Raw genomic sequence first — 25,385 nt, 5'->3', positions numbered from 1 at the left:
GACCGAGCAGCCACACGAGACAGGCGTGGCGTCGATGAACCGGAACTCATCAGACTGCGCCGACACCTCCCGCGCCAGATAGTCGAGCACTTTGGCGATCAGTGGCCCGGCTGCCTTGATCCGTTTGCTGTAGCCAGGCTGTTTGGGCAGGTACGGGAACAGGTGCCCGAGCCGGCCGTAGCAGGCGCGCAGCCAGTGATGCTGGGACGGGTAACCCAACAGAACCTGGGCAACCGCCAGACAGACCAGCTCGGCATCAGTCAGTCTCTTCGGCCGCCCGGGTGTGAGCCGGTGCGCCTGGACCACGTGATCATCGATGTACACGTACAGTGCGGTGAGGAGGGTATCGAGGTTGTTCGTCACAAAACGACATCGGTACCCTCCGCTGCGTCAAGATCCCAGCAGCCACGCCGAACAGAGTTAGGAATCACTCGTCTAGACCAGTCTGCGATCATCAGGCTGTGGCTACCAATCTCGGCGTACGGCGACGCTCACGGACCCGCGCGGTCATAATCGTGGCAGGAATCGCTCTCGTGCTTGCCGTGGCTTTCATCGGCTGGTATCGGCTCAGCTATGACGTCGCGGTCCAGAATTGTGATTACGAGGCCCCGGCGAGCGTGACCGCGACGTCCTTTGGTTGGCAGAGTTGGCCCCCGGGCTTCACCTGCGACTGGACGTACGACGACGGTCAGGTACGACGACACTTCGTCGACCTCTTCCCGGGCTGAGGAACTAGCTCGTTGCGCTTGTGTAGCGGCGAAGTCCCGCCTGCCAGGCAAGGTGGGCCAACAAGTAGCTGCCAATGGCGAGTCCGATCGACACCGGGACAGCCACGAGTTGCCCAGTGTCGAGAAGGACTCGCGCAGGGACGGTGGCGAGGAAGGCGACCGGCAGGACATAGGTGAGGAGCATTCGCAACGGTCGCTGGTAGATGTCGACGGGGTAGCGGGCGAATTGCCAAACAGAGTCGTAGACGACGTCCAAGGTCAATTCGGGGGCCCAGAAAACGAGGGCGGCGAGGAGCGCGCGAGTCGCCCACATGATGACCGTCGCGGCAACGAGCAGCGCCAGCCAGGCGGCGACGCCGGCAGGCGTAATGGAGACCGAGGCTTCGTGGACGCCGTACGCGACAACAATCGCGCCGAGACCGACCTGTCCGAGGGCAAGCGGCGCGCAGGTGTTGAGGCTGGCAAGGAAGATCGCGGGTGCGGGTTGGGTGAGGATGGCGTCGAAGGTTCCTTCCTTGACCTGCTTGCCGAACCATTGCAGGTTGGGCTCGACGAATGCCGTGCGCAGTCCGGTGATGATCTGGAACGTGCCGAGCAGGGCGATGGCCTCACCGGGGCCCCATCCTCCGAGGGTGTCCGTACGCGTGTAAATCATCCCCAGAGCGGCGATGGACGCAGCGAGCCCGACGACTGTGAGCACCAGCTCAAAGACCAGGTCGGCACGGAATGTGATCTGACGTCGAAGGGACATGGAGAAAAGCGTTGCGAACAAGCGGATGAGCTTGAGCATGACTGAGACCCCCTAGGCGCCGACTGCGGCGAAGCGACGAAGGCCGACCCGCCAGATCACGGCGGCAAGCGCGGTGAGCACGACGAGCCAGCCGAGTTGGACGGCGTACGCCTGAGAAAGCGCTGCACCGTGGATGGTTCCAGCCGCGATTTCGGCGGGCAGGCCGAGCATGGACCAGAACGGCAGCGCCTGTCCGACGGAGCGGAACGGCTCGGGTAGGTAGCCGAGCGGCGCGGCGGTTCCTCCGAGGAGGAAGATCAGGGTCTCGCCCAGGCCGACAACCCCGTGGGCGCGTTCGGTCCACAGCGCCGAAAGGGCGAGCAGGTACGTGAACACGAACCTCAGAGCCCCCGCGATGACGACCGCGGGCAGAGCCAGCATTCCTTCGTACACGTCAATCTGGGCACCGGCGACGACTGCCGCGATCGCGATGAGGGGCAGGCCGAAGATCAGGTGCCAGATACGCAGGCCGAGGTTCGAGCCAATGACGTCGATGACGACTGGCTGTGGTTGGACGAGGGCCCGTGCGAGGGTTCCGTCGTAGATGCCGTTCGACAGCGTGTGGTGCTCATACGAGGCCGTCATCAGCTGCACGGCAAGGAGCGCGACGTAGTAGGTGGAGACCTGCGAATCACCCGGCAACGCAGCGGACCAGACCAGCAGTCCGAGTAACGGCGTAACGGACTGGCCGATGACGATTGTGATCAGGAAGGATCGCCAGCTCCACTGGCTGAGCGACTGGCGCCAGATTGACAGCCCCACCAGTCGCAGCATCCGGATCATGCCACACCCGCGCGGTAGAACTCGTCCATCACAGTCTCCAGCGGTGGGTCAGCCACCGTCAGGTCAGCGATGGGAACCTCGGCCAGGAGCCGGCTGGTGATCCGCGGAGCGTCCTGTCGGTGAACTCGCAGGATCACTTGATTCGGGGCGCACTGGTTGGGGTCGGAATTCTCCGGCTCTCCGTAGCTGTCCCAGGCAACGGGTTCGCTGATGTCCGCAGTCGTTACGCGCAACAGCTTGTAGGGCGAGAGATGCGTGGCCAGCGCGGCGAGGTTGCCGTCGTAGCGCAAGCGGCCCTTGTCAATGAGAATCACCCGTGAGCACAGGGCTTCCACCTCGGTCATGTAGTGGCTGGTGAGCAGAACGGTGGCCGCCGTGCGGCTGGCGTACGTGGCGATGCTGCGGCGGAACGCCATCGCCGCCGAGGCGTCCAGGCCGATGGTGGGCTCGTCGAGGAAGAGCACCCGAGGACGGTGGAGTAGGGCAACCGCCAACCCGGCGCGCATTCGCTCCCCGAGGCTCAATGCTCGAACCTGCCGCAGGAGAAGGGATTCCAGGTCAAGCATGTCGGTGAGTTCGTCGACGTTTGTCTGGAACTGCCGTTGTGGCACGTCGTACAACAGCCGGCGGTAGTGGAGGTTGTCCAAGACGGTCAACTCGATGGGCCCGTCGATGGGCTGGCTCCCGCGGAGGAGCGCGATCTGCTTGAGGAATGCGGGCTGCCGTCGCTTTGGGGTGTATCCCAGCACCAGCGCCTCGCCGCCGGTGGGATGCAGAATTCCGGAAAGGATCTTCATGGTGGTGGTTTTGCCGGCACCGTTGGGTCCGAGGAACCCGACGATCTCCCCCGCGGTGAGGCGGAACGACACGTCGGCGACAGCCTCGATGCGTTGGTACTCCCGGCGCCACAACGCTCGGAACGCTGCCTTGAGGCCCGCCGTGCGCACCGGTGCGTGGTACGTCATCCCGAGCTCGCTGATCACGACGACTGGATCAGAATCCGGTCCTGTCTCGAATGGCATCATGGGGCCTAAAGTACGAGGCTGATGCACGCTGCAAGGTTGGCTCGGAGGCCAGCGCCTTCAGGCGTACGGAAGGAAGGTCGAAACCTTGCAACCGCGGTTGAAGAGCGACGGACGGGCGGCTGGCTGGCTTCGGCCGGTCGACCTGGCTCGAATGGTCGGCATCAGCGCGTCCCTGGTGCGGACGTACGAACGGATCGGTTTCCTGCCGGCCGCCGGCCGCAGCCCGACCGGGTACCGCCGCTATACGGAGATACATGTCGAGGCGATCCAGGTGGCGCGATGCTTGATCGCGGGATATGGCTGGCAACAGGCGCTTGACGTGATGCGCGCGGTCCATGCAGGCGATATCCCCGCTGCCCTTGCGATCGTCGACGCGTGCCACGCCGAACTCCATCGTCAACGCGCCCAGATCGACGACGTGCTGCAAACCCTTGACCGGCTTTCGCTTGGTACTCCCGGGAGCTCCGTGATCAGGACTCGACGGGTGGTTCGCATTGGGGCTGCTGCCGAGATCGTGGGAGTACGCCCGTCGGCCCTGCGGTTCTGGGAGCAGCAAGGACTCTTGCAGCCGACCCGCGACGGCACGACCCGGAGCCGTTTCTACGACCAGGAGCAGCTACAGCGGCTCCAGATCGTCAAACTTCTCCGCGACGCCGGCTACCGCTTCGACGCGATCCGAGCCGTCCTCGACGACCTTGGCACCAGCCGACCCGTCCAAGCCCGCGCCGCGTTCGAGCAACGCCGTCAGTCAGTCGAAGCCGCCAGCCAGCGCACGATGGAGGCCACCAGCACCCTGCACCGCTACCTCCAGACAGGGCAATAGCCGAGGCGACCGGGGCTCTTTATGCTTCCTCAGCATGGCTTCTTATCCCGAGCAGGCGAGGTACGACGCGAATCCCTCCCGAGTGGCGATCGTCCTCCCTGGCGGTGGTTACACGCCCGCAGCGCCCTTACTGCATTACGCGAGGGCTGTCCTGTTGCATCGGGGTTGGACTGTGCAAGAGATCTGGTGGGGTGATCCGCCCGACCAGGATTCGATACCCGACTGGGTGCGAGAGCAGGCTGAAGCCGCGCTTGCACGGGAGACTGCGGAGCAGGTGTTGTTGGTCGGAAAGTCGAGGGGAACGCATGCCGCTCCGTTGGCCGCGGTGCACGGCATTCCCGCGATCTGGCTCACCCCGGTCCTCGCCGATCCCACGGTCATCGATGGGCTCACCCGCGCGTCGAAGCCCAGCCTTCTCGTCGGCGGAACCGCGGATGGACTGTGGAAGAGCGATGTGGCGAAACGATCTGGTGCGGGGGTGCTGGAAGTTCCGGAGGCCAATCACGCGATGGAGATCGAGGACGACCCGATCCGGTCCGTGAGCGTTCTGGGTCAGGTTACGGAGGCGATGGATCACTTCGTCGCTCGGCTGTCATAAGACCGCACGCTCGTCTCAGAACGGTATGGGTTCATCGTCCGGAGTGAGCTGCGCGTCGCTATGCCGGTTGGCGTCCTCAGGGTTTGCGCTTCCGGTGATGAACGCGGCGACGGTTTGGCGTTTCGGCCCCGTGTTTGGGTCGGCTTGTTGTGGAATTCGGTTGCCTGGTAGCGGATCAGGGTCCACGTCGTAGGTGTGTCCGAGCGGGCTTTGTGCTCGCATGGTTCCTGGGTCTTGGCGGGTCCACCACCAGCCGCCTTCGTGTTTGGCGCGGTGGTGGCGTTTGCAGAGCATTGCCAGGTTGCAGGCGCAGGTGGTTCCGCCGTTGCGGTGTTCGAAGGTGTGGTCTGCTTCGCACTTCTCCGCTGGCCGTTCGCAGCCTGGGTGGCGGCAGGTCCGGTCTCTCGCCTGCACGAACTCCCGCTGTTTCTTGGTTGGCCGGTAGGCGCTGCGGTTGTGGTAGACGACCACGCCGTCTTCGGTGACGGTCCAGCAGTACTCGAAGCCGGCTTCGGCGGCTTTGATAATGTCCGCGAGCACCTCTTCGGAGATGGGCCCGAAGTCCTTCAGGTCAGCTGGTTCGGTCCCAGCGGTGTCCTCCTCGCGCTCGGTGCGCTTCGGACTGGAGTCGGCGGCGTTTGCGGCCCTGGTAGCGGCGTTGAGCCAGGTGTCGAGCGGGGCGACAAGTTCAACCTTGACCGCCATGCCATTGGTGTCCAGATGCCGGCCGCAGAGGAGGTCGAGGAAGACGTCGACTTCGATTTCGTCGAGGTAGCGGTCATCCCCACCTGCCTTGAGATGCTCACTCATCTCCTTGATGAACGCCTTCGCTTGAGCGACTCTCTCCAGCGGTAGGTCATAACCGAAGATACTGGCGACCCCGTTCACACCAGCACTGAACTTGATGCGACGCTCGCGTTTCGCTGCCTTCCGCCGCTCCTCGGCACCCACCGGATCCAGCGACACCACCTTCGCCTTCAACCGGCGTTCGATCTGCTGACGAGTTAACCCCGGCGCTTTCGACAGGATCCATTCCTCTGCCTGGCGGGCGAGCTCGTCTGACAGGCAGCTGGTTTCGGAGGCGATCTCCCGCGCCTTGGCCACATCAATCCGACCCGCCTCCAGAGCCGCACGGGTACCAGGGAGGCGGGCGGTCAGGTCAAGCGCCAAACACAGCTCACGATTGGCACGACGCCCACGACACCTGACGCTGCCACGCCCGCATCACCACGACCCGCGCATAGCCATTCACAGCATTCAAATCGATCGCCGCCAGCGTGGCGGCAAGCTCAGGACCGGGCGCGGCCTCAGCCAACGCCGACACATCAACATCCCCGTGATCGAACATGGGTACGAGTTTATCAGCCAGGAAGTGTCAATGGCATGACGAAGAGCCCTTATTTTGAGGGGATTCACTGACCTTCCACGCCGAGGCGGATAGGGTGTCCGGCCGGGTCGTCGACATAGATGTCGAGGTGGATCTGCTGCGGGTGCACCGGGTCCTTCCACCGCTGCGGCCGATAGTCGTCAACCTTCCGGAATCCGAGTCGCAGGAACTCTCCTTCGCGCCCGATCAACGGGTTGCGCGATCCGAGTAGCCAGGTCGCGGCGTACCCAGCATCGAGGCCTGATGTCGTGCCTGCATCATCGGGCTGTCACATCCGGCGTTCCTGCTCAGTTCTTCATGGATGGCAAGCCCTCCATCCAGCAAGGAGAGGAACGAACGATGAGACTGCGCGCCGGACTGCTCTTCCTCACCGTGACCCAGGTCGCCCTCGGGGCTTGGATCCTGGTGTCGCCCAGGTCGTTCTACGCGATTCCCGTGGTCAACATGCGGATGCCCTACAACGAACACCTGCTCCTCGACTACGGCGCGATGAACCTCGCCCTCGCCGTGGTCCTCGGAGCCAGCCTGGTCTTGATGACGTACGCCTTGGTGCGTACGGCTCTGGCGGCGTACCTGCTGTTCGCGGTCTCGCACCTGGTGATCCACATCCGCTTCCTGCACCACCTTTCGGCGCGGGATGGCGTGATCCTGATGGCGTTACTCACCACCGGGGTGGCGATCCCGATCGCACTGCTGGCGCTCACCAGACGCCCGCAGCAAGACCACCGTCAGGAGTCAGTGAGTGAACCGCGTTCGTCGAAATAGCGGCGCAGCCTGTCCACATAGGGCCGACGCGCCTCGGCCGGCACCGGATCCCGAAGATGGAGCGAGTTGTAGAGCTGGTCGTCTGGATAGCGAGGGAAGACGTGCATGTGGTAGTGCCACACGTCCTGGTAGCCCGCTGGTTCGTTGTGCTGGCGCGTCGAGACGCCCGCACAGTCGTACGTGTGCCGGATCGCAATCGCGACCTCACGCACCAGATCGTGCACCGCGTGACCCCAGGCGGGCGGAAGGTCGTACAGATTTTCGTAGTGCGCGTTGGGTACCACGAGCACGTTCCCGTGGTTGTTAGGCCACCAGCGCGGCGAGACCCACGCCGTCGCGCGTTCGTTCTGGCGTACGACGTCGTGCCTGGAGATGAGCTCGTTCTCGCCGCTGGTAATCAGTAAGCAGAACGGGCACGGGTAGTCCGGGGGCTCATGGTTGAACATGCCTGGGGAACGTAGCAGCAGGGGGACGCTCGGTGGGTCAGGCGCCGCGGTGATCAAGAGACCGGTAGCGTGCCGCGCATGTTTGGTGGACCTGCCGCGGAGTTCCTCGTGGACGTGGATCAGGAGGCGGTGGTGCGGGCCCGGGTCCGGACGCTGAGGCTGATGCGCGTCGCCGCTTGGACCAACCTCATCAGTGCCGCAGTCGTTGTCGGTCTCGTCGGGATGGGTGCGGCGATCGCGTACTCTACTCCGCTTCTGATCCTGCTCTTTCCGGCTGTCACGTTGGCGTTCTCGGGTAACTACGTGCTGTGGTCCATCGGGCGCACCCGGCGAACGTGGGAGACGACAGGGATTTCGCCATTGGCCTTTCGGATGTCTCCGGCCGGCCTGCGGTGCAGCATCGACGCCGCACCCGACTCGATCTTCCTGCCGTGGAACGCCGTCGTGGGCTTCCGCCTCAGAAGGTGGCGGGGTGGGCCGCGGCTGATTCTGGACCTGATGCCTGGTGTCACACCGACCACACCAGGAGTGCAGGGGCTCGAGCATCCCGATGTCCAACGGATCCTCCACAAGAAGGTCCACGGCACCAAGGGCCTGCGATATGCGATCTCGACCCTCCGCCAGCCGGTCGCGGCGATCGACCAGGCTCTGGCCTCTTTCAGTGGTGGCCGCGTCCGGGTCCGCTGAAGGTGTGGTTTTCCGCACGTTGGCACTGCGGTACGCGCCCGCCACCTGGGTGGTCGACCCCATGGCCGGAACCCGAGCGGGGCCCCTAGCGTTCCCCACATGATCGAACGGAGTCACGCATGAACACCGCCACCAGCCTGGTCACCCAGGGCCAGCCGACCGGAGGACTCGTCGGCTGGGTCACCGGGCTGATGGAGACCCTCGGCGGGCCCGGCGCGGGCCTCGCCGTCGCCCTCGAGAATCTCTTTCCACCAATCCCCAGCGAGATCATCCTCCCGCTGGCCGGCTTCACCGCGAGTCGCGGCGAGCTGAGCCTGGTTAGCGCACTCGTCTGGACCACGCTTGGTTCGGTCGTGGGTGCCGTCGCGCTCTACTACATCGGAGCGCTGGTCGGTCGCGAACGCACCCGCGCGATCGTGGCGAAGCTACCTCTGGTGAAGCTCTCTGACGTCGACAAGACCGAGGCGTGGTTCGTCAAACACGGCGTCGGCACCGTCTTCTTCGGCCGGATGATTCCGATCTTTCGCAGCCTCATCTCGATTCCGGCCGGCATCGAACGCATGTCGATCGGTACGTTCCTGATCTTCACCGCGATGGGCAGCGCGATCTGGAACACCGCGCTGGTGATGGCCGGCTACTTCCTCGGCGAGAACTGGACCCTGGTCGAGGGCTACGTCGGGGTTCTCTCGAAGGTCGTCGTGGTGGTCGTGGTGCTCGCCGTGGTCGGCTTCGTGGTCGCACGCCTGGTCGGAGCCCGACGCTCGCCTGGTCGCCGGGTGGGATCGCGTAGCACGGGTCAGCGGGCCACCCGCCCTGACGACGAGCTCGCCGACTGAGACAGGAGCCTCTCGAGGGCCGGCGTCACGTACCCAGGTAGCGGAGGATGGCGAGGACCCGCCGGCTGTAGCCCGTCACGTGCGACAACTCGAGCTTGTCGAAGATCGCGTTGACGTGCTTCTCCACCGCGCTCGACGAGACATGCAGCGCGGCGGCGATCGAGGCGTTGGTGTGTCCCTCCGCCATGTGGGCGAGTACGTCCCGCTCCCGTGGGGTGAGCCTGGCCAACGGATCCGCGTGGGTGGTGCGGGCGAGGAGTTGCCGCACCACCTCGGGATCGAACGCCGCACCCCCCGCACCGACCCGGTCCAGGGCGGCGAGGAACTCCTCCACCTGCGCGACCCGGTCCTTCAGGAGGTACCCGACACCGTTGGTGTCAGACCCGAGCAGCTCCGTGGCGTACCGCTTCTCGACGTACTGCGACAGCACGAGTACGCCGGTGCCCGGCCACCGCCGGCGGATCTCCAGCGCCGCCCGCAGGCCTTCGTCCGTGTGGGTCGGCGGCATGCGTACGTCGGCCACCACAACCTCGGGCCGATGCTCCGCCACCGCCGCGAGCAGCGCGTCGCCATCACCCACCGCGGCGACGACGGCGTGATCTTCCTCGGTGAGCAGCCGGACGAGCCCTTCCCGCAGCAGCACCGAGTCTTCGGCGAGGATCACGCGCACGGCAACTCCGCGGTGATCGTGGTCGGACCCCCGCGCGGGCTCTCGACCGCGAGCGTGCCATCGAGCGCGACCACCCGCCGCGCGAGGCCGGACAGTCCGCCGCCCCCGGGGTCGGCGCCGCCCGCTCCGTTGTCGCTGATCCGCACGTGAATGATCCTCTCCCGGCGATCGACAATGACGCTGATCAGGTCCGCGCCGGAATGCTTGGCGGCGTTGGTCACGCCCTCGCAGACGACGAAGTAGACGGCAGTCGCGATCGGGGCGGCGAGCGGTTCCGCCACGGTGTACGACATCTGGACCGGCACGCTGGACCGGTCGGCCACCGCGGCGAGCGCCTCCTCCAGCCCCAGGGTGTCGAGGGCGGTCGGATAGACCCGCCACGCCACATCGCGTAGGTCGTTCAGGATGTGCTGGGACTCCTCGTGAGCCTGGCGGAGCAGGTCGTGGGACTTCGCTGGGTCGTCGCTGCGGCGGGTGCGCCCGAGCAGCATGGCCAGCGCGACGAGCCGTTGTTGTACGCCGTCATGGAGATCGCGCTCGATCCGGCGGCGTTCGGCGTCCACCGCCTCGACGATCCCGGCCCGGCTGCTCGCGAGTTCGGCGATCCGACGCTGGAGGCGTTCGCGTTCGCTGGGTCCGAGGAAGTGCCGCGCCAGCCGGCGGTCGAGGGCCGCGACCCCGGCCAGGCCCTGCAGGGCGAGATACAGCAGGACCAGCCCCAGGACGAGGATGTAGAGGACGATCGGCCAGGTCGGTGGGATGTTGTCGGGGCGTCTTCCGACCAGCCAGCCCCCGACGAGGGCGCTGCCGACTGCCGCGCCGTAGCCGAGGAGCACGAGGACGAAGCCGCCGAGCAGACCCACCGGCCACCGCACCGCGAGGTACTCCAGTGCGCGCCGACCACTGGCTGGTGGGGAGCTCTCCCCGCCGAGAAACCTGGCCAACCGCTGGCCCTCGAGCGTGCCCAGCCACCTCGCCGCATCGTGGATCAGTCGGGTCGCCGTCCGTCGAGCGGGCGGCAGTGCCGCGGTGCCCGCGACGGCAAGCCCGGCGAGCAGCAACCCCACGAGGGTGAGGACTCCGGTGAGTGCACCGAGGGCGAGGCCGGCCGAGGTCCGGGCACCGCGCCGGGCCAGGTGGCGTACCCGGGTGAAGCCCGCCCCGCTCGTCGTCCCAGACCGCTTCCAGGGTCCGTTGGCAGCGCTCGCACAGGACGTGAGGCTAGTTGAGCGGCCGCGGGAATGAACCGGGTCCGACCGGGTGTTCGCCTCCCGGACGGGTCGTACGGGCCTGATCAGGAGAAAATGAGCCACCTGGCTGGGCGGCCTCGCACGTAAGAAGTTGGAGAACGGGCTATGGACCACGCCCTGCTTGCCGCGTTCGTCGTCGCGGTCGCGCTGATCAGCGTCGCACCTGGGCCTGACATGTTGTTCATCGTCGCCAATGCGCTCACCGGGGGACGCCGGGCGGGTGTCGTGGCGGCGCTGGGGATGTCGACCGGCCTCGCGGTCCACACCACTGCCGCGGCGTTCGGCCTCGGGGCGCTGATCCGGGCGGCGCCGCTCGTGCTGGACGGAGTACGCATCGCCGGCGCGCTCTTCCTGATCTACCTCGCGATCACGACGTGGCGGGCGAGCCGGAGGCTCGACCTCTCAGCCCCGGTGGCGCCGCGGGCACGATCACTGCCCCGCGTCTATGGCATGGCGGTGCTCACGAACCTCGCCAACCCCAAGGTGATCCTCTTCTATCTGGCGTTCTTCCCGCAGTTCCTCACGACCGGCGCGGGTAGCTTGCCGGCGACGGTGCAGTTCCTGGTGCTCGGCGGGTTGTTCATCGTCGTGGGGCTCTCGGTGGACGCGTCGGCGGGTCTGTTGGCGGGAACCATGTCCGATCGCCTTCTCCGTCGCCAGGCGTTCCGGCGCTGGCTCGACCGGGTGTCGGCGGCAGTGTTCGGCGCGCTCGCGGTCCGGCTGGCTCTCGACTCCACGCACTGAACGGGACCCCGGCACTGACCCGGCACTGAGCTGGCACTGGCCCGGCAAACCGGCCCCGCGACCCCAGCTTGAACGCGTACGGTGTCCGCATGGTCGCAGTGCGTTTTCGCGGCCGCATGGCAGCTCTGGTAGTCGCCCTCGCGGCGGGCATCGGCGGCGTCGCGTGGCACGCGGTTGACACGCGTCCCGGCTACCGGGCAGAGGACGCGATGGTGACTGTCCTCACCGGTCCGCGGCGTGACCAGCCCGTACGCCTTGACACCCGGCTTTACCTCCCCGCGACGGCGACAGCCGCCCAGCCGGCCCCGGCGGTTCTCCTCGCGCACGGCTTCGGTGGCACCAAGGACAGCGTTGACGGGCAGGCCCAGGACCTGACCGACCGCGGGTACGTCGTTCTCACCTGGACCGCCCAGGGCTTCGGGCGTTCCAGCGGGCAGATCCATCTTGACAGCCCCGACTACGAGGTCAACGACGCGCGGGCCCTGCTGGACTGGCTCGCGGCCCGGCCCGAGGTCCGCCGCGACGGTCCGGGCGACCCGCGGGTCGGCGTGGTGGGCGGGTCGTACGGTGGCGCGCTCGCGTTGCTGCTGGCGGGGTACGACCACAGGGTCGACGCGATCGTTCCGCAGGTCACCTGGAACGACCTGTCCACCGCGCTGTTCCCGGAGTCGACCGGACGTGGACCCGCGGAAGGAGTCTTCAAGCGGGCTTGGGCCGGCTGGTTGTTCGCCGCTGGGACCGACACATCGCCGACCCTGACTCCGCTGTCTGTCAAAGAACCGTTGACAGAGGCTGACGGGCTGTCCGCGGCGACCGGGACATCCGCCTCCCCCGGCCCCGTCCCGTCCGCGGCGCCCTCACCGAAGGTGCCCGCAGCCGAGAGGATGGATCCCAGCTGCGGGCGGTTCGCGCCGGACGTCTGCCGGATGTACCAGCGCGCGGTCATGACCGGCCGCGCCGACCCGGCCACCCTCCGGCTGTTGAAGCGCTCGAGTCCGTCCCAGATCCTCCACCGGATCAGCGCCCCCACGCTGCTCGTGCAGGGGACTGCCGACACGTTGTTTCCGCTCTCGGAGGCCGAAGCGAACGCCACCGGCATCGCGGCCGCGGGGACGCGGGCCCGCGTTACGTGGTTCGCGGGCGGTCACGACGGCGGTGCCGGGTCCGACCTGGACCAGCGCCGGGTCAAGGCGGCCACCGTCGGCTGGCTGGACTACTACGTCAAGGGAACCGGCCGCGCGCCCGTCCGGTCCTTCGCGTTCAGTCGGGTCACCGGGACCGACTACGGCGGCACCGGCGTACGCAGCCTCGGCCTCTTCGCGAAGGCCTATCCACACCTCGGCGGTGACGAGCCCGCCCGCGAGATCACCCTCGACGGACAGCCCCAGCCAGTCAGCAATCCCCCGGCTGGTACACCTGCCGCCCTGTCGTCCGTCCCCGGCCTCGGCGGCCTCGGAGCACTCGGGGCCCTCGGCAGCAGCCTGCTGGCCCGCTGGCTCACGCTGGACATCCCGGGCCAGAGCGTGGTGTACGAGTCGGCGCCGTTGTCGAGCCGCGTCGACGTGACGGGTGCGCCAAGCGTCCGGGTCAGAGCCGCCTCGCCGACGGGCAGCGCGGTGCTCTTCGTCAAGCTGTACGACGTCGCGCCAAGCGGGGTGGTCGAGCTACCCGGCGGCGGTGTCGCGCCGGTCCGGCTGACCAACCTGCCGGCCTCGATCGACCAGGCCAGGCCGGTGACGGTGACGCTGCCCGCGATCGTGCACCGCTTTCCCGCCGGCCACCGGCTCAGGGTCACGCTCGCGACCGCCGACCAGGCGTACGCCGGACCCGAGGCGCCGCAGGTGTACGTCGCCGGGCTGGCCGGCAACACGGTCCGCCTTCCGCAGGTGGCGGCCAGCGCGGCCGGTGACCCGACCGGACCGTGGCTCGCCATCCTTGCCGGGGTCGTGACGGCGTTGATCCTGGGCGGCGCCGCCGTGTGGCTGCTCGGGCGGCGGCGGTCGCGGCGCCGCGTCCGGCATGTCGTCGCCGAACACGCGGACACTCCGCTCGTCGTGTGCGGTCTTGGCAAGACGTACGCCGACGGCCTCACCGCGCTCCAGGAAGTGGACTTCACGGTGCGGCGTGGAGAGGTGGTGGGGCTGCTCGGCCCGAACGGCGCGGGTAAGACGACCTGCCTGCGCATCCTCCAGGGGTTGGTCCGCCCGACCGCCGGGGAGGTGCTGCTCTTCGGTCATCCCCTGACCGCGGGCACGCCGGTGCTGTCCCGGGTGGGCGTCCTGGTCGAAGGGCCCGGGTTCCTGCCGTACCTGACCGGCCGGGCGAACCTCGAGCTGTTCTGGCAGGCGACAGGACGCCCGGTGGCGGACGCGAGGTTCGAGGAGGTCCTGGAGATCGCGGGGCTCGGGCCCGCGCTGGACCGGAAGGTTCGGACGTACAGCCACGGCATGACCCAGCGGCTCGCCATCGCCCAGGCCATGCTCGGGATGCCGGACCTGCTCATCCTCGACGAACCGACGGACGGCCTCGACCCGCCCCAGATCGCGGAGCTGCGGGGTGTGCTCAGGCGCTACACCGAGGGCCGCCGGGCCGTGCTCGTCTCCAGCCACCTCCTGGCCGAGGTGGAGCAGACCTGCACGCACGTGGTCGTACTCCATCGAGGGCGGCGCCTCGCGGCCGGCCGGGTCGAGGACATCGTTGCCGACTCACCCACCGTGGTCGTCGACGTCACCGACGTGGAGCGGGCCGAAACGCTGCTCGGCGACCTCGGTGTCCGCTCCGTCGCCCGGCAGAACGGCGGCCTGGTCGTCGACCTCGACGGGGTCGCCCGCAGCGAGTTGGTGCGGACGCTCGTGGCCGGCGGTGTCGGCGTCGACCGGGTCGCGCCACGCCGGCAGTTGGAGGACGTGTTCCTGACCCTCGTCGGCCATGAGTACCGCCAGGACCGGTGACCGATGACCAGTGAGAACGCCATGACGGACCAGATCGCCGCCACCCCGCTCGCCCCCACCACGCTCAGCACCGACGGAGCGGTGCCGGGATACCGCGCCCGGGCCACGCTCCGGATCCGCACCGAACTCCGCCGGCAGCTTCGCCGTCGCCGGACCGGACTGGTGTTCGGCCTGGTCGTCGCCCTTCCCCTCGTACTCGTCGCCGCCTTCAGGTTCGGCACCCAGGACACCGGCGGCACGGCGTCGTTCGGCGGCCTCGCGACCTTCAGCGCGGCGAACTTCACCGTCTTCACCCTCTCGGCGTCCGCGACGTTCCTGCTGGTCATGATCGTGGCGCTGCAGTGTGGTGACGCCGTGGCCAGCGAGGCGAGCTGGGGGACCCTGCGGTATCTCCTGGCCGTGCCGGTCCCGCGCGCGCGGCTGCTCGGCGTCAAGCTCGCGGTCAGCCTGCTGACCTCGACGGTGGCGCTCGTGCTCCTCACCGCGACCGCGCTGGCGGTGGGCTGGGCGGCGTTCGGATGGGGAGCATTGCGTACGCCGCGCGGTGACGACCTTGGTACCAGCGAGGCGCTGCTGCGGATCGGGGGCATGGTCGGCTACCTCGCCGGCACGCTGCTCCTCATTGCCGCACTGGCGTTCTGGTTGTCGGTGAGCACGGACACTCCGCTGGCGGCCGTCGGCGGCTGCGTGGTTGTCGTGATCGTCGCCAACATCCTCAACCAGGTGGACGCGCTCGGCTCCCTCCGCAGCGTGCTGCCGATGCACTACGCCGACGCCTGGCGCGGGCTGTTCACCGAGCCGGTGCAGCTGGAGGGGATGGCGAAGGGTGGGGTGTCCGCGCTGGTCTACGCCGCGGTGTTCTTCGCCTGCGCCTGGTGGACCTTCCTCCGTAAGGACGTCCTCTCCTAAAGCCTGACCTCACATGGAGGCCTATTCAAAACTGTGGTCTCTCGCATTTGATCGCGCGATGTGGGAGGCGGCGAACAGCACCAGGTCAGTGGTGGGCTCACCAGGCTTCTGCGTGAGCTCCCGCAAAGGCTGTACACAATGTGAGACGCCAGCAGCGTCACGCCGAGGGTTCTTCAAACGCCATCATCCGGGGCGCAGCTTCTGGAAGTTGTCGGAGCGCGCGGCCGCCATGATCATGAAGGATTTTCGTCGATATATGACCAGAATCCTTCACAATCCTCACGCAACCCCGAGTTGTCACAGGTACTTGGCGCGGCAATCATCGGTCAGCTCGCGGTTCTGGTAGTTACCTCTGTGACAGAGCTACTCTGGTCGGGTGGCTTCTGAGCCGACAATCGCCCAGAACGCCGAGCTCGCTCTGGCCGAGGAGCTGCTCGCGGGCATTGGTGCGCTGCGCCGGGGACTGCGCCGCAGCGCGGGCGCCGAGTGGTTCTTCGGCCCGCTGACCGGTGCTCAGGCCGAATTGCTCCGGTTGGTACGCCGGCAGCCCGGCATCTCCGTGACGGCTGCGGCCAGTGAGCTGCGGCTCGCGGCCAACACCGTGAGCACGCTCGTCCGGCAGCTGTCGAAGGCGCAGCTTCTCCGCCGGGACGTCGATCCCACGGATCGCCGGGTGGCCCGGCTGCACCTGACCGAGGAGGCGGAGGCACGCCTCAGCCGTTCCCGCGACGGCCGGGTGCATGTGGTCGCGGCGGCGCTGCAGGCCATGCCCGCCAAGCAGCGCCGGGTCCTGGTGAACGCCGTACCCGCACTGGCCGAGCTGACCCTCCGTCTCGACGGTGCCGGAGGGAGCCTCGAGGAGGAGGCGGGAGATGACTGACTACCCCGACGGCGTTCCCGCGGTGTCGCTGCACGGCCTGTCGTACCACTTCAACGAACACCAGGCCGTCGCCGACCTCGACCTCGAAGTACGCCCCGGCGAGGTCTTCGGACTGCTCGGTCCCAACGGCGCCGGCAAGACCACGACCATCCGGGTCCTCACCACGCTGCTGCCCCTCCAGGAGGGTGCGGCCCGCGTGTTCGGGTTCGACGTACGCCGCCGCAAGATGGCCGTCCGTCGCCTGATCGGGTATGTCCCGCAGCAGCTGTCGGCCGACGCCGCCCTCACCGGCCGCGAGAATGTCATGCTCTTCGCCCGGCTCTTCGACGTTCCCCGCAAGGAGCGACGGCCTCAGGTGGACGAGGCGCTGGAGATCATGGGGCTGACGCAGGCCGCGGACCGGCTGGCCGCGACGTACTCCGGTGGGATGATCCGCCGGCTCGAACTCGCACAGGCCCTCATCAACCGTCCCCGGCTCCTGGTCCTCGACGAGCCGACGATCGGGCTCGACCCCATCGCCCGCGGCACCGTGTGGGAACGCGTGGAGGAGTTGCGGGCCGACACCGGCATGACGGTCCTCGTCACCACCCACTACATGGACGAGGCCGACCAGATGTGCGACCGGATCGGGCTCATGCACCTCGGCCGGCTCCGGGCCGTCGGCGCGCCGGAGGACCTCAAGGCCGCGCTGGGACCCGGCGCCAGCCTCGAGGACGTCTTCCGCCACCACGCCGGCGACACCTTCGAGGAAGGAGGTGGGTTCCGTGACGTCCGCAGCACGCGCCGCACCGCCCGCCGACTCGGTTGAGCACGCTCTCACCGGCCGGCTGGCCGGGTGGCGGCTGCCCAGCCGGGTGGCCACCCTGTGCCTGCTCGAACTCCAGAAGCTCCGCCACGACCGTACCGAGCTGATCACCCGGGCGATCCAGCCCGCGCTGTGGCTCACGGTCTTCGGTACGACGTTCAGCCGGCTGCGGGTCATCCCGACCGGCAACGTGCCGTACCTCGACTACCTCGCGCCCGGCATCCTCGCCCAGTCCGCGTTGTTCATCGCGATCTTCTACGGCATCCAGATCATCTGGGAACGCGACGCCGGCGTCCTCGCGAAGCTCCTGGTGACGCCGACACCGCGAGCCGCCCTCGTGACGGGGAAGGCGTTCGCCGCCGGAGTCCGGGCCACCGTCCAGGCCGTGATCGTGCTCATCCTGGCGGTGCTCCTCGGCGTCAACATCACGCCCAACCCGCTGCGGCTCCTCGGCGCGGTGGCCGCGCTCCTCCTGGGGGCCGCGTTCTTCTCCTGCCTCTCCCTCACCATCGCCGGGCTGGTCCTCAACCGCGACCGCCTGATGGGTATCGGGCAGGCGCTCACGATGCCGCTGTTCTTCGCGTCGAACGCGTTGTATCCGATCGCGTTGATGCCCGACTGGCTCAAGTGGGTTGCGCTGTTCAACCCGCTGAGCTACGAGGTCGACGCGTTGCGGGGGTTGCTGGTTGGTACGCCGGCGAACCTTGGCCTGGACTTCGCGGTCCTCGTCGTTGCGGCTGGGATCGGCATCACCACCGCGTCCGCGCTGCTCGGACGGCTGGCCCGCTAGCAGCGGTTTGGTGCGGGGCGCTGAATGATCACGTATACGTGGTCATTGCTTGCCTCACATGGCGTCGACACCACGTGAAGCTGGTAATGACCACGTATACGTGATCATTCAGCGAGCCCTCCCCGCCGTCCAACGGCCGACCGGCCGCATGACCTCAGGACCGGACGGTGATGCGGTCGAGCTTCGACGGGCTGATCGCACCGACGGCACGGAGGTACCTGATGAAGCCCTCGTGGTCGCGATCGTTCCGGACCGGGTTGGTGAAGCTTGCGAGCGCGCCGAAGCCGTCCGCACCGATCAGGGTGTACGCCAGCCCGGCGACCCGATAGGCCCGGCCGAGGTCGAGCGGGCGGCCGTCGATGAGGAACGCCGCGGGATCCACCCGCTGGCCGACCGGCCTGGTCGCGTCGTACGTCGCCCGCACGTTGGACGACACACCGAGCGGAGCGAACTTCACCGTCCCGTCAGCCTGCGGCTGCCACTGCTGCTCCAGCGCCTGCCGGATCTGCTCTCCGGTCAGGGTCACGGTGAGGACGGGGTTCTCGTAGCCGAGGTAGGCGTACGCCTCGCCATACAGGATGAGCCCGTCCTGGTCAGCGGCATTACTGCCCTTCGCATAACGGAAGTCACCCCGGAGCGCGGTCGAGCCCTTCGCCGGGCGGACGGCGAACAACCCGAAGTCGGCGGCCCCCTCGACGTAGGAGTTCGCGTCCCAGTACACGAAGTCCGCGGCGAGGTCGCCCATCGTGCATTCGCCGTGCTCGTTCAACGTCCGGGTGAAGTCGGCGGTGAGGGTACCGGCCGGCTCGGCGTACCGGCGATCCCCGAAGGCCGTCCAGTAGTCGACGACGCGCTGCATCTCTGGATCGGGGGTGATGTCGAGCGTGACCGGGTGGTTGGTCGAGACGGTGAGCTCCCGGATGACCTTCCCGGTCCGCGGATCCAGCTTGAGGCTGATCTCGTTGATCATCTGACCGGCGTGGCTCGCCTCGACGACCGGGCGGAGGTTGCCGTTCGGGTCGGGCAGCATCGCGTTGAACCACCAGTGCCAGTGCCCGGTGACGATGGCGCAGATGTCGGGGTCGACCCGGGCCGCGAGCTCAAGGGCCGGACCGGTGCTCATGTTGCCGCCGTTGATGGGCGCGTTCCAGTTGTCGTACTGCTGGGCGCCGTCGTGGACGCTCAGGACGAGGGCGTTGACGCCGCGGCGCTTCAGGAAGGCGGCGTACCTGTTGGCGATCTCGATCTGGTCGTAGCCGATGAGCTGTGGTTCGTACGAACTCGAGCCGACCGGCGTGTTCGTCACGGTGAGGTGGATGAAGCCGATGGGGTAGCGGCGGCCGTTCGGGCCCGACACCCATTCGACGTTGTAGGGCTTCAGCGCCGGCTGCCCGGTCTTACGCGACAGCATGTTCGCGGAGTAGTAGGGGAACGCGAGTCCCTGGAACGCCTGCCCGGTCGAGTCGAGGAAGCTGGAGTCCCGGCCAGGCTCGCCGACGGGTTTCGCGCGGACCATGTGGTCGACGAGATAGTCCAGGCCGTAGTCGAGTTCGTGGTTGCCGAGGGTGGAGAAGGTCATGCCGAGCTTGTTGAGCACCTCTATCGCCGACTCGTCGCGAACCAGCTTGGTCTCCAACGGCTCGGCGCCGCACCACAGGTCGCCGACACCGAAGAAGATCGAGTTCTTCGCCGCCCGCAGCCGCTTGAGATGCGCGGCCAGGTAGGCCGCACCACCCACGTTGATGGTTCCGGTCCCGTTGGGGTTCGGGATCCAGCCGTCCGCCGCGGAGGTGGGCGTCCGGAGGTTGCCGTGGAAATCGGTGATGTTGAGGAGTTGGACGTCGATCGCCCCGGTGGTGACGCCCGTCCTGGCGGCGTCCGACGCGTAGGCGGGCGTACCAATGGCGAACGCGGACGCGAGGCCACCGGCGCCGGCGACGAAGGCCCGCCGGGACAACCCCCTCCCGACTCGGACATCCACTCCAGCTGACACGGGCTTGCCTGCGGACACGGCGGACCTCCGTCGGGACAGGGGAGCACGAGGATCAGGACGTGGTGTTGATCACCAGCAGCGAGGAAGCTAGACGAGCGACGCAAAGAATGCGTAAACCTGGCCTGAATTGGCCCGCCGTAATCACGAAAGCGCAGGGATGCGGGCGCTAACCTCGCCCGCGTGACCTCGAGCGACCGCCCCAACATCGTTCTCGTCCATTGGCACGACCTCGGCACCCACCTCGGCACGTACGGCGTCCCGGGCGTACCCAGCCTCGCCGTCGACCAGCTCGCGGCCGAAGGAGTGCGGTTCGACCAGGCGTTCTGTGCCACCCCGCTGTGCAGCCCGGCCCGCAGCGCGCTGATGACCGGCCGCTACCCGCACTCCAACGGCATCATCGGCCTCCAACACCGCGGCTGGGAGTACGCCGACGGCGTCGAGACGCTGCCGATGCACCTACGCCGGCTCGGCTATCACAGCGCCAACTTCGGGATGCAACACGAGTCGGCCAACCCCGAACGGCTGGGGTACGACGAGGTCCACGACGCCCGCGACCCCGAGACGGGCTGGCAGCGTGCCGACACGGTGGTCGATGAGGCCGCAGCCTGGCTGCGCGCACCCGAACGCCGGCAGGAACCCTTCCTCGCCGTCGTCGGCTTCTTCGAGGTACACCGGCCCTATCCCGAGGAGCTCTACCCGCCGGACGACCCCGACCAGGTGGCGGTGCCGGCGTTCCTGCCCGACAACGCCCACACCCGCGCCGACCTCGCGGCGTTCCAGGGGTCGATCCGGGTGGCCGACCGCGCGACCGGCCGGCTGATCCAGACACTGCGGGACGAAGGACTGCTGGAGCGGACCTGGATCGTCTTCACGACCGACCACGGCATGGCGTTCCCGGGTGGGAAGTCGACGCTCTATGACCCGGGCATCCGGATCTCGCTGATCATGCGGCCACCCGACGATGGTGCGGCGTACCGGCGGGAGGCGACCGACCGCCTGGCCGCCCACGTCGATGTCCTGCCGACACTGCTCGAACTCGGCGGTGGGAAGGTCCCGGACGAGATCCAGGGGATCAGCCACGCGGCGTGGCTCCGCGGCGGCGACGAACCCGGTCGGGCCGAGGTCTTCGCCGAGAAGACCTACCACGACGCGTACGACCCGATGCGCGCCGTCCGCACCGGCCGGTGGAAGTACATCCGTAACGCGGAGCCGGGTCCCCGGCTCGTGTTGCCGCAGGACATCGAAGCCAGCCCCACCCGGGCCGGCATGGGTGACGACCACCTGGCGCCACGCCCCGATGTCGAGTTGTACGACCTGTCAGAGGACCCGTGGGAGCGGCGCAACCTTGCCGGGACGCCGGGGCTCGCCAGCGTCGAAGGTGAGCTCGCGACGACACTCGAACGCTGGCAGCAGGAGACGGGGGACCCGCTGCTCGCGGGTCCCATCCCGCCGCCGGACAGCCGCGACTAGCTCGACCGGGAACGGCTCTTCGGCGTCGTACCGTTGCGGGCGCCGGAGGCGTGCGCGGGCTCACCACCGGTCTCAGCGCTCGCGGCGGTGGGCTCGACGTGCTCGGCCGGTGCGTCGGGAGTGGTCGGCGCGTGTGCCTCGGTCTCGGCCGCCTGGTCGGCCAGCGCCTCGTCCGGCGTCGCGCCCGCCCGATCGGCGGGCATCGTCGAACTCGATGCCCCGCTCGCCTGGGAACCCCGCGAGCCCCGCGCCCGCTCCGACGTACCCCGCTGAGACGTCGTCGCTCCGGCGGTTTCTTCGGCAGGCCGGGCCTCGGCGGCGCCCGAACCCGTCGACCCCGTCGACGGCAACGGCTGCCACTGGTCGGTGCCACCCCGGAGGTACCGGTAGGCGACCGCGGCCGCGCCACCCAGGGCCGTGAGCACCAGAAGGCGCCGCAGCCAGTGCCGCCTGCGCTTCGGCTCCTGCTTCTCCAGCTCACCCCTGAGGGCGGCGTACGCGGCGGATCCGCGCTTCTTGGCTTCGGTGCGGTAGGGCTCGCTCGCGGTGACCGCCGTCGTCATGGCGCTCGTCATCTTGGGAACGACGTCCTCGACCAGGACCGTGCGCGCGTGTTCGACCCGCGGGGTCATCATCTGCCGCGCGTCCTCCACGACCGGGCTGATGCGCTGCTTGGCGCTCCCCATCGCCGGGCCCAGCTTGTCCCACGCGTGCTCTGCGGGCGGGTTGGCCTTCTTCCAAGCCTTCGGAGCCAGGCTCGCTCGCTTCTTCTGGCGTCCCATCAGGTTGCGCCTCCTCGTCCACATCGGGTGGCTCTTCGGAACGTCCACACAGTGTCAGGGGACTTTTCCGTGATGCCTTCCCAGGTTCGTTCCCGATCATGCCCCGCGGCACGCCTCATGTCGCGGGGGCACCCCGGGCGCGCCTGGCTCGTTGCCGTGAAAGGATCGGTTCATGGTGGTGTGGGGGCGGCCCCGACGGGAGAAGCCCGTGGGAGCCGGATCCCACTCAATGAACGGTAAGAGAGGGGACAACCGGTGAGCGAGGAGACGTTCGCGACGCTTCGGACGTCGGCCGGCGACATTGTCGTCAAGCTGTTTCCCGATCATGCGCCCAAGACGGTTCAAAACTTCGTTGGCCTCGCTGAAGGCACGCGGGAGTGGATCGACCCCGAGACGGGCGAGAAGACGACGAGGCGGTTCTACGACGGCCTCACCTTCCACCGCGTCATCGATGGCTTCATGATCCAGGGTGGGTGCCCGCTCGGCTCCGGCACCGGCGGTCCTGGCTACAAGTTCGGTGACGAGATCCATCCCGAGCTGCGGTTCAACCGGCCCTATCTGCTGGCGATGGCAAACGCCGGGCCCAACTCCAACGGCTCGCAGTTCTTCATCACCGTGGGCCCGAGCTTCCCGCACCTCAATGGCAAGCACACCATCTTTGGTGAGGTGGTCGAACCCAACAGCCGCGCCGTGGTCGAGGCCATCAGCAAGGTCGAGACCGGCCCCATGGACCGGCCGCTCGAGCCCGTGTTCATCGAGTCGGTCGAGATCGAACGCCGAGAGGTCTGACCGCGAGGGCTTTCATGACCGACTACCCCCGGCCGGAGGACGGCGCCGAGGCCAGCAACCCCTCGGCGCCGCAGCCGATTCCGACCTGCTATCGCCACCCTGAGCGCGAGAGCTACATCCGCTGCCAGCGGTGCGGGCGTTACATCTGCCCTGACTGCCAGCGGCAGGCCTCCGTCGGTTTCCAGTGCGTGGAGTGTGTGCGGGAGGGCAACCGGACGATGCCGTCCGCCCGCACCAGGTTCGGGGGTGTCGTACGCGGAGATGGCGCCATCGTCACCAAGGTGATCCTTGGACTCAATGTCGTCATCTATCTTCTGACGCTGCTGCTCGGCCGGGCGGTTGAGCAGCAGCTCATGCTGGTGGGCCGGACGTCGTTCTTCGCCGACGCGGTCGGTGAGGCGCACGGCGTCGCGGGCGGCGCCTACTGGCGGTTGCTCACCTCGGCGTTCCTCCACGTCGAGCTCCTGCATCTTGCCGTCAACATGTTCTCCCTGTGGGTGCTGGGACCGGCGCTGGAGCGGCTCCTCGGCCGGGCACGCTTCACCGCTCTGTATCTCGTCTCCGCACTGGCCGGCTCTGCGGTGGCCTACGCGTTCACCTCACCGCTGGTCCCGATCGTCGGGGCGTCGGGCGCGATCTTCGGGCTCTTCGGCGCCACCGTCGTGCTGGCGCGGCGGATGCGTGCCGACATGAGCTGGTTCATGGGCATCCTCGTCGTCAACATCGTGCTCAACGTGCTCTTCCGCAGCTTCCTGTCGTGGCAGGGGCACCTGGGCGGCTTCATCGCCGGTCTCGCTCTCGGTGCGGTCCTGGCCTACGCGCCGCGGGAACGCCGGGATCTCATGCAGACCCTCGGCTTCGTCGCCGTGATCCTTGCGACGGTCGGGCTCATCGTCTGGCGTACAGCCCAGCTGACGGCGGGTATGCCCAGCTAGCTTCTCCCACGCCTGACGCGAGTCGCTTCCGGCGCGTGGTGCCATCGCACTTGGCGTGTTGCACGCTGAACCGCCCTGGGCGCCAGCTCGAGCCCGGCGCCTGGCTTCTCAGTATCCGAAACAGTTGGGTGTACGCCAGGTGAGACGGGCCCGGCATTGTGAAGGTAGCGGGAGGCGATTTGGCGGAGGTGTCTCGGCTTCTTTGCCGAAACTCCTCCGCCAAGTCATCGCAACCTCGGTGGGCGATCTTGGTCTGGTTCCCGCTCAACCAGATCCAGCAACCCATTCGGCGTCAGAGGGTTTTGAATAGGCCACCAAGTGAGACGGGCCCGGCCTCACGCGGCATGTCCCCACGAAGCACGCCCAATTTGCCGTGCATGGTGACGACTTGCCGCGCGGGGTCCTAGCTGTCTCGCATCGTGTACACCCAGTCGGCCCGGATGTTGAGATCCGCCGCAAGCCGTCCATTACCTGAGACGACGGGCCCGTCGCGGTGGGGGACGTGGACTTGTCCGAAAGATCGACACCCCTCCCGCGCGGAGAAGCTTCGGACCAGTCGCGGACGCACTCGCGCGCAACAAGTTGATCACGGTCTGTCCCCGCTTCAGTCGGATGTCCCTCGCTGCCGGTCGGGCCTTGACGCGCCCGCAGCCGGTGGTCTCCCCCTCGCTGCGGGCCAGGCGCCGCCGCGGGGCTCACGGCCCTGTCGGTGCTTGGTCGTATGGTCGGCGGCGACCGGGCACGACCGCGCGGCACACCCCCCGCACGCTCCTGCGGCTGTGCGGTGGGTGTGCAGTGGCTGTGCCGGTGGGGACCGCAAATCCTCAGGGCGGCGGCCGGTTCGCCCGCAGTTTCCCCAGGGCGCCTGTGGAAACTGGGGATAACTAGTGAGTCGCTGGGGAACTCTTGTGGACGTCCAGCGCTGGCGGCAAAGCCTGTGGATAAGTACGTCATACACAGGGCGGGCATCTCAGTCCCCAGTGCGCCCTAGCGTTGTTCCCTGCGCCGACCTGCGGTTCTGTCATTTCCACAGCTGAGCGGCACCCCAGAAACCACGCGGTTCTCCACAGGCTGGGGATGTCGATGTGGAGAACTACACCCGTGTAATCACAATTGTGGAATGAACGTGGAGTGTGGATGATCCGGGCATAAACTGCGGAGCTGGCCTGTGGATAAGTGGATAAGTGGATAAACGACGATGCCGCGTGCGCCCAGGTGAGTGCACGCGGCATCTGTGCAGGGAAAGCTGAGCCAGATCAGTAGGGCGGGTGGTGAGTCACCGCCACTGGGTCGACACCACGAACCCGATCGCGATCAGGCCCATGCCGATGAGGATGTTCCAGTTCTGAAGATCGCGCATGCCGGGGATCTCGCTCCCGGCGAGATAGAACGTCACGATCCAGGCGAGGCCTACCAAAAAGCAGACCAGCATGACCGGAGCCACCCAGCGTCCGCCTGAGAGCTTCTTGGCGGGCGTGGCCTTCTCCGATGGTGGCGTGTAGGCCTGCTTCTTTCGGTTGCGCGACTCGGGCACGTCGCCATCCTCCGC

27 protein-coding genes and 1 pseudogene are annotated in these 25,385 nt (G+C 67.7%); 15 read left to right on the top strand and 13 right to left on the bottom strand.

Translation table 11 applies throughout. The annotated features are described in order from the left end of the window. Positions 1–363: pseudogene (locus tag B141_RS0110175) on the bottom strand (IS982 family transposase); the annotation flags it as partial. 179 nt (positions 364–542) lie between these two features. On the opposite strand from B141_RS0110175, the gene B141_RS0110170 reads away from it, so the two are divergent. Further along, positions 543–728 (top strand): hypothetical protein, encoded by a 186-nt coding sequence (locus B141_RS0110170; protein WP_157180921.1) that lies wholly within the window; start codon positions 543–545, stop codon positions 726–728. 4 nt (positions 729–732) lie between these two features. Here the strand turns inward: B141_RS0110170 and B141_RS0110165 are convergent, their stop codons facing one another. From B141_RS0110165 to B141_RS0110155, 3 genes are read right to left on the bottom strand one after another with little or no spacing between them, the layout of a single operon-like run. Beyond that, on the bottom strand, positions 733–1,479 hold the full coding sequence (locus tag B141_RS0110165) for an ABC transporter permease (protein WP_202805719.1): 747 nt from the start codon (positions 1,477–1,479) through the stop codon (positions 733–735). A 51-nt stretch (positions 1,480–1,530) separates the two neighbouring features. Beyond that, positions 1,531–2,292 (bottom strand): ABC-2 family transporter protein, encoded by a 762-nt coding sequence (locus B141_RS0110160; RefSeq protein WP_157180920.1) that lies wholly within the window; start codon positions 2,290–2,292, stop codon positions 1,531–1,533. A 5-nt stretch (positions 2,293–2,297) separates the two neighbouring features. Next, positions 2,298–3,326: an ABC transporter ATP-binding protein gene (locus tag B141_RS0110155; RefSeq protein WP_020575052.1), complete on the bottom strand. Its 1,029-nt coding sequence runs from the start codon at positions 3,324–3,326 to the stop codon at positions 2,298–2,300. An 85-nt stretch (positions 3,327–3,411) separates the two neighbouring features. Between B141_RS0110155 and B141_RS0110150 the strand changes: the two genes are divergently transcribed. Both B141_RS0110150 and B141_RS0110145 read left to right on the top strand, forming a co-directional pair. Beyond that, complete coding sequence (locus B141_RS0110150; RefSeq protein WP_020575051.1) at positions 3,412–4,149, top strand: MerR family transcriptional regulator; 738 nt, start codon at positions 3,412–3,414, stop codon at positions 4,147–4,149. Between the two features lie 34 nt (positions 4,150–4,183). Beyond that, entirely contained in the window at positions 4,184–4,747 is a 564-nt protein-coding gene (locus B141_RS0110145; RefSeq protein WP_051114025.1) for an alpha/beta fold hydrolase, read from the top strand. Between the two features lie 15 nt (positions 4,748–4,762). Here B141_RS0110145 and B141_RS0110140 read toward each other — a convergent pair whose 3' ends face one another. The 3 genes from B141_RS0110140 to B141_RS49120 all read right to left on the bottom strand — a co-directional run bounded on the left by B141_RS0110140 (position 4,763) and on the right by B141_RS49120 (position 6,324). Then, on the bottom strand, positions 4,763–5,917 hold the full coding sequence (locus B141_RS0110140) for an HNH endonuclease signature motif containing protein (RefSeq protein WP_237742666.1): 1,155 nt from the start codon (positions 5,915–5,917) through the stop codon (positions 4,763–4,765). A gap of 7 nt (positions 5,918–5,924) precedes the next feature. After that, positions 5,925–6,095, bottom strand: a complete 171-nt coding sequence (locus B141_RS51360; RefSeq protein ID WP_020575048.1) for a hypothetical protein — start codon at positions 6,093–6,095, stop codon at positions 5,925–5,927. Between the two features lie 64 nt (positions 6,096–6,159). Then, positions 6,160–6,324, bottom strand: a complete 165-nt coding sequence (locus B141_RS49120) for a hypothetical protein (RefSeq protein ID WP_020575047.1) — start codon at positions 6,322–6,324, stop codon at positions 6,160–6,162. Between the two features lie 149 nt (positions 6,325–6,473). On the opposite strand from B141_RS49120, the gene B141_RS39920 reads away from it, so the two are divergent. After that, on the top strand, positions 6,474–6,899 hold the full coding sequence (locus tag B141_RS39920) for a hypothetical protein (RefSeq protein ID WP_020575046.1): 426 nt from the start codon (positions 6,474–6,476) through the stop codon (positions 6,897–6,899). Here B141_RS39920 and B141_RS0110120 read toward each other — a convergent pair. Continuing rightward, complete coding sequence (locus B141_RS0110120) at positions 6,863–7,345, bottom strand: HIT family protein (RefSeq protein ID WP_020575045.1); 483 nt, start codon at positions 7,343–7,345, stop codon at positions 6,863–6,865. The two genes, B141_RS39920 and B141_RS0110120, sit on opposite strands and share 37 nt — an antisense overlap. Before the next feature lie 78 nt (positions 7,346–7,423). On the opposite strand from B141_RS0110120, the gene B141_RS0110115 reads away from it, so the two are divergent. Together B141_RS0110115 and B141_RS0110110 are read left to right on the top strand one after the other, a co-directional pair. Continuing rightward, positions 7,424–8,032, top strand: coding sequence for a hypothetical protein (locus B141_RS0110115; protein ID WP_020575044.1), 609 nt, complete (start codon positions 7,424–7,426; stop codon positions 8,030–8,032). 119 nt (positions 8,033–8,151) lie between these two features. Beyond that, positions 8,152–8,868, top strand: coding sequence for a DedA family protein (locus tag B141_RS0110110; RefSeq protein WP_020575043.1), 717 nt, complete (start codon positions 8,152–8,154; stop codon positions 8,866–8,868). Positions 8,869–8,893: 25 nt separating this feature from the next. On the opposite strand, the gene B141_RS0110105 is transcribed toward B141_RS0110110, so the two are convergent. Both B141_RS0110105 and B141_RS0110100 read right to left on the bottom strand, forming a co-directional pair. Next, the gene (locus tag B141_RS0110105; RefSeq protein WP_020575042.1) at positions 8,894–9,538 is read right to left on the bottom strand and encodes a response regulator; all 645 of its coding nucleotides are present in this window, start codon (positions 9,536–9,538) and stop codon (positions 8,894–8,896) included. Beyond that, positions 9,529–10,851, bottom strand: coding sequence for a sensor histidine kinase (locus tag B141_RS0110100; protein WP_237742665.1), 1,323 nt, complete (start codon positions 10,849–10,851; stop codon positions 9,529–9,531). Before B141_RS0110100 ends, B141_RS0110105 begins: the two co-directional genes overlap by 10 nt. Before the next feature lie 42 nt (positions 10,852–10,893). On the opposite strand from B141_RS0110100, the gene B141_RS0110095 reads away from it, so the two are divergent. The 6 genes from B141_RS0110095 to B141_RS0110070 all read left to right on the top strand — a co-directional run bounded on the left by B141_RS0110095 (position 10,894) and on the right by B141_RS0110070 (position 17,867). Continuing rightward, positions 10,894–11,532 carry a LysE family translocator gene (locus B141_RS0110095; RefSeq protein ID WP_020575040.1) on the top strand — a complete coding sequence of 213 codons (639 nt, stop codon included), beginning with the start codon at positions 10,894–10,896 and terminating at the stop codon, positions 11,530–11,532. A gap of 89 nt (positions 11,533–11,621) precedes the next feature. Then, positions 11,622–14,483, top strand: coding sequence for a CocE/NonD family hydrolase (locus B141_RS0110090; protein ID WP_051114024.1), 2,862 nt, complete (start codon positions 11,622–11,624; stop codon positions 14,481–14,483). Positions 14,484–14,486: 3 nt separating this feature from the next. Next, complete coding sequence (locus B141_RS0110085) at positions 14,487–15,392, top strand: ABC transporter permease (protein ID WP_020575038.1); 906 nt, start codon at positions 14,487–14,489, stop codon at positions 15,390–15,392. 376 nt (positions 15,393–15,768) lie between these two features. Beyond that, positions 15,769–16,272 (top strand): MarR family winged helix-turn-helix transcriptional regulator, encoded by a 504-nt coding sequence (locus tag B141_RS0110080; protein ID WP_020575037.1) that lies wholly within the window; start codon positions 15,769–15,771, stop codon positions 16,270–16,272. Beyond that, positions 16,265–17,080, top strand: a complete 816-nt coding sequence (locus B141_RS0110075; protein ID WP_020575036.1) for an ABC transporter ATP-binding protein — start codon at positions 16,265–16,267, stop codon at positions 17,078–17,080. Before B141_RS0110080 ends, B141_RS0110075 begins: the two co-directional genes overlap by 8 nt. Beyond that, positions 17,037–17,867: an ABC transporter permease gene (locus B141_RS0110070; protein ID WP_020575035.1), complete on the top strand. Its 831-nt coding sequence runs from the start codon at positions 17,037–17,039 to the stop codon at positions 17,865–17,867. Before B141_RS0110075 ends, B141_RS0110070 begins: the two co-directional genes overlap by 44 nt. A 154-nt stretch (positions 17,868–18,021) precedes the next feature. On the opposite strand, the gene B141_RS0110065 is transcribed toward B141_RS0110070, so the two are convergent. Continuing rightward, on the bottom strand, positions 18,022–19,878 hold the full coding sequence (locus B141_RS0110065) for a bifunctional metallophosphatase/5'-nucleotidase (RefSeq protein WP_157180917.1): 1,857 nt from the start codon (positions 19,876–19,878) through the stop codon (positions 18,022–18,024). Between the two features lie 162 nt (positions 19,879–20,040). Between B141_RS0110065 and B141_RS39915 the strand changes: the two genes are divergently transcribed. After that, positions 20,041–21,330 carry a sulfatase family protein gene (locus tag B141_RS39915; protein WP_020575033.1) on the top strand — a complete coding sequence of 430 codons (1,290 nt, stop codon included), beginning with the start codon at positions 20,041–20,043 and terminating at the stop codon, positions 21,328–21,330. On the opposite strand, the gene B141_RS0110055 is transcribed toward B141_RS39915, so the two are convergent. Next, positions 21,327–22,112 (bottom strand): DUF5324 family protein, encoded by a 786-nt coding sequence (locus tag B141_RS0110055; RefSeq protein WP_020575032.1) that lies wholly within the window; start codon positions 22,110–22,112, stop codon positions 21,327–21,329. The genes B141_RS39915 and B141_RS0110055 overlap by 4 nt on opposite strands. 255 nt (positions 22,113–22,367) lie before the next feature. Between B141_RS0110055 and B141_RS0110050 the strand changes: the two genes are divergently transcribed. Both B141_RS0110050 and B141_RS39910 read left to right on the top strand, forming a co-directional pair. Next, positions 22,368–22,901 (top strand): peptidylprolyl isomerase, encoded by a 534-nt coding sequence (locus tag B141_RS0110050; protein WP_020575031.1) that lies wholly within the window; start codon positions 22,368–22,370, stop codon positions 22,899–22,901. Between the two features lie 14 nt (positions 22,902–22,915). After that, on the top strand, positions 22,916–23,836 hold the full coding sequence (locus B141_RS39910; protein ID WP_020575030.1) for a rhomboid family intramembrane serine protease: 921 nt from the start codon (positions 22,916–22,918) through the stop codon (positions 23,834–23,836). Positions 23,837–25,112: 1,276 nt separating this feature from the next. On the opposite strand, the gene crgA is transcribed toward B141_RS39910, so the two are convergent. Beyond that, positions 25,113–25,370, bottom strand: coding sequence for a cell division protein CrgA (crgA, locus tag B141_RS0110040; RefSeq protein ID WP_020575029.1), 258 nt, complete (start codon positions 25,368–25,370; stop codon positions 25,113–25,115). Positions 25,371–25,385 lie beyond the last annotated feature (15 nt).

This window comes from Actinopolymorpha alba DSM 45243 (assembly GCF_000373925.1).
Classification (GTDB): Bacteria; Actinomycetota; Actinomycetes; order Propionibacteriales; family Actinopolymorphaceae; genus Actinopolymorpha; species Actinopolymorpha alba.
The sequence above is the reverse complement of the archived record's forward strand: the minus strand, read 5'-3'. Positions and strand labels throughout refer to the sequence as shown.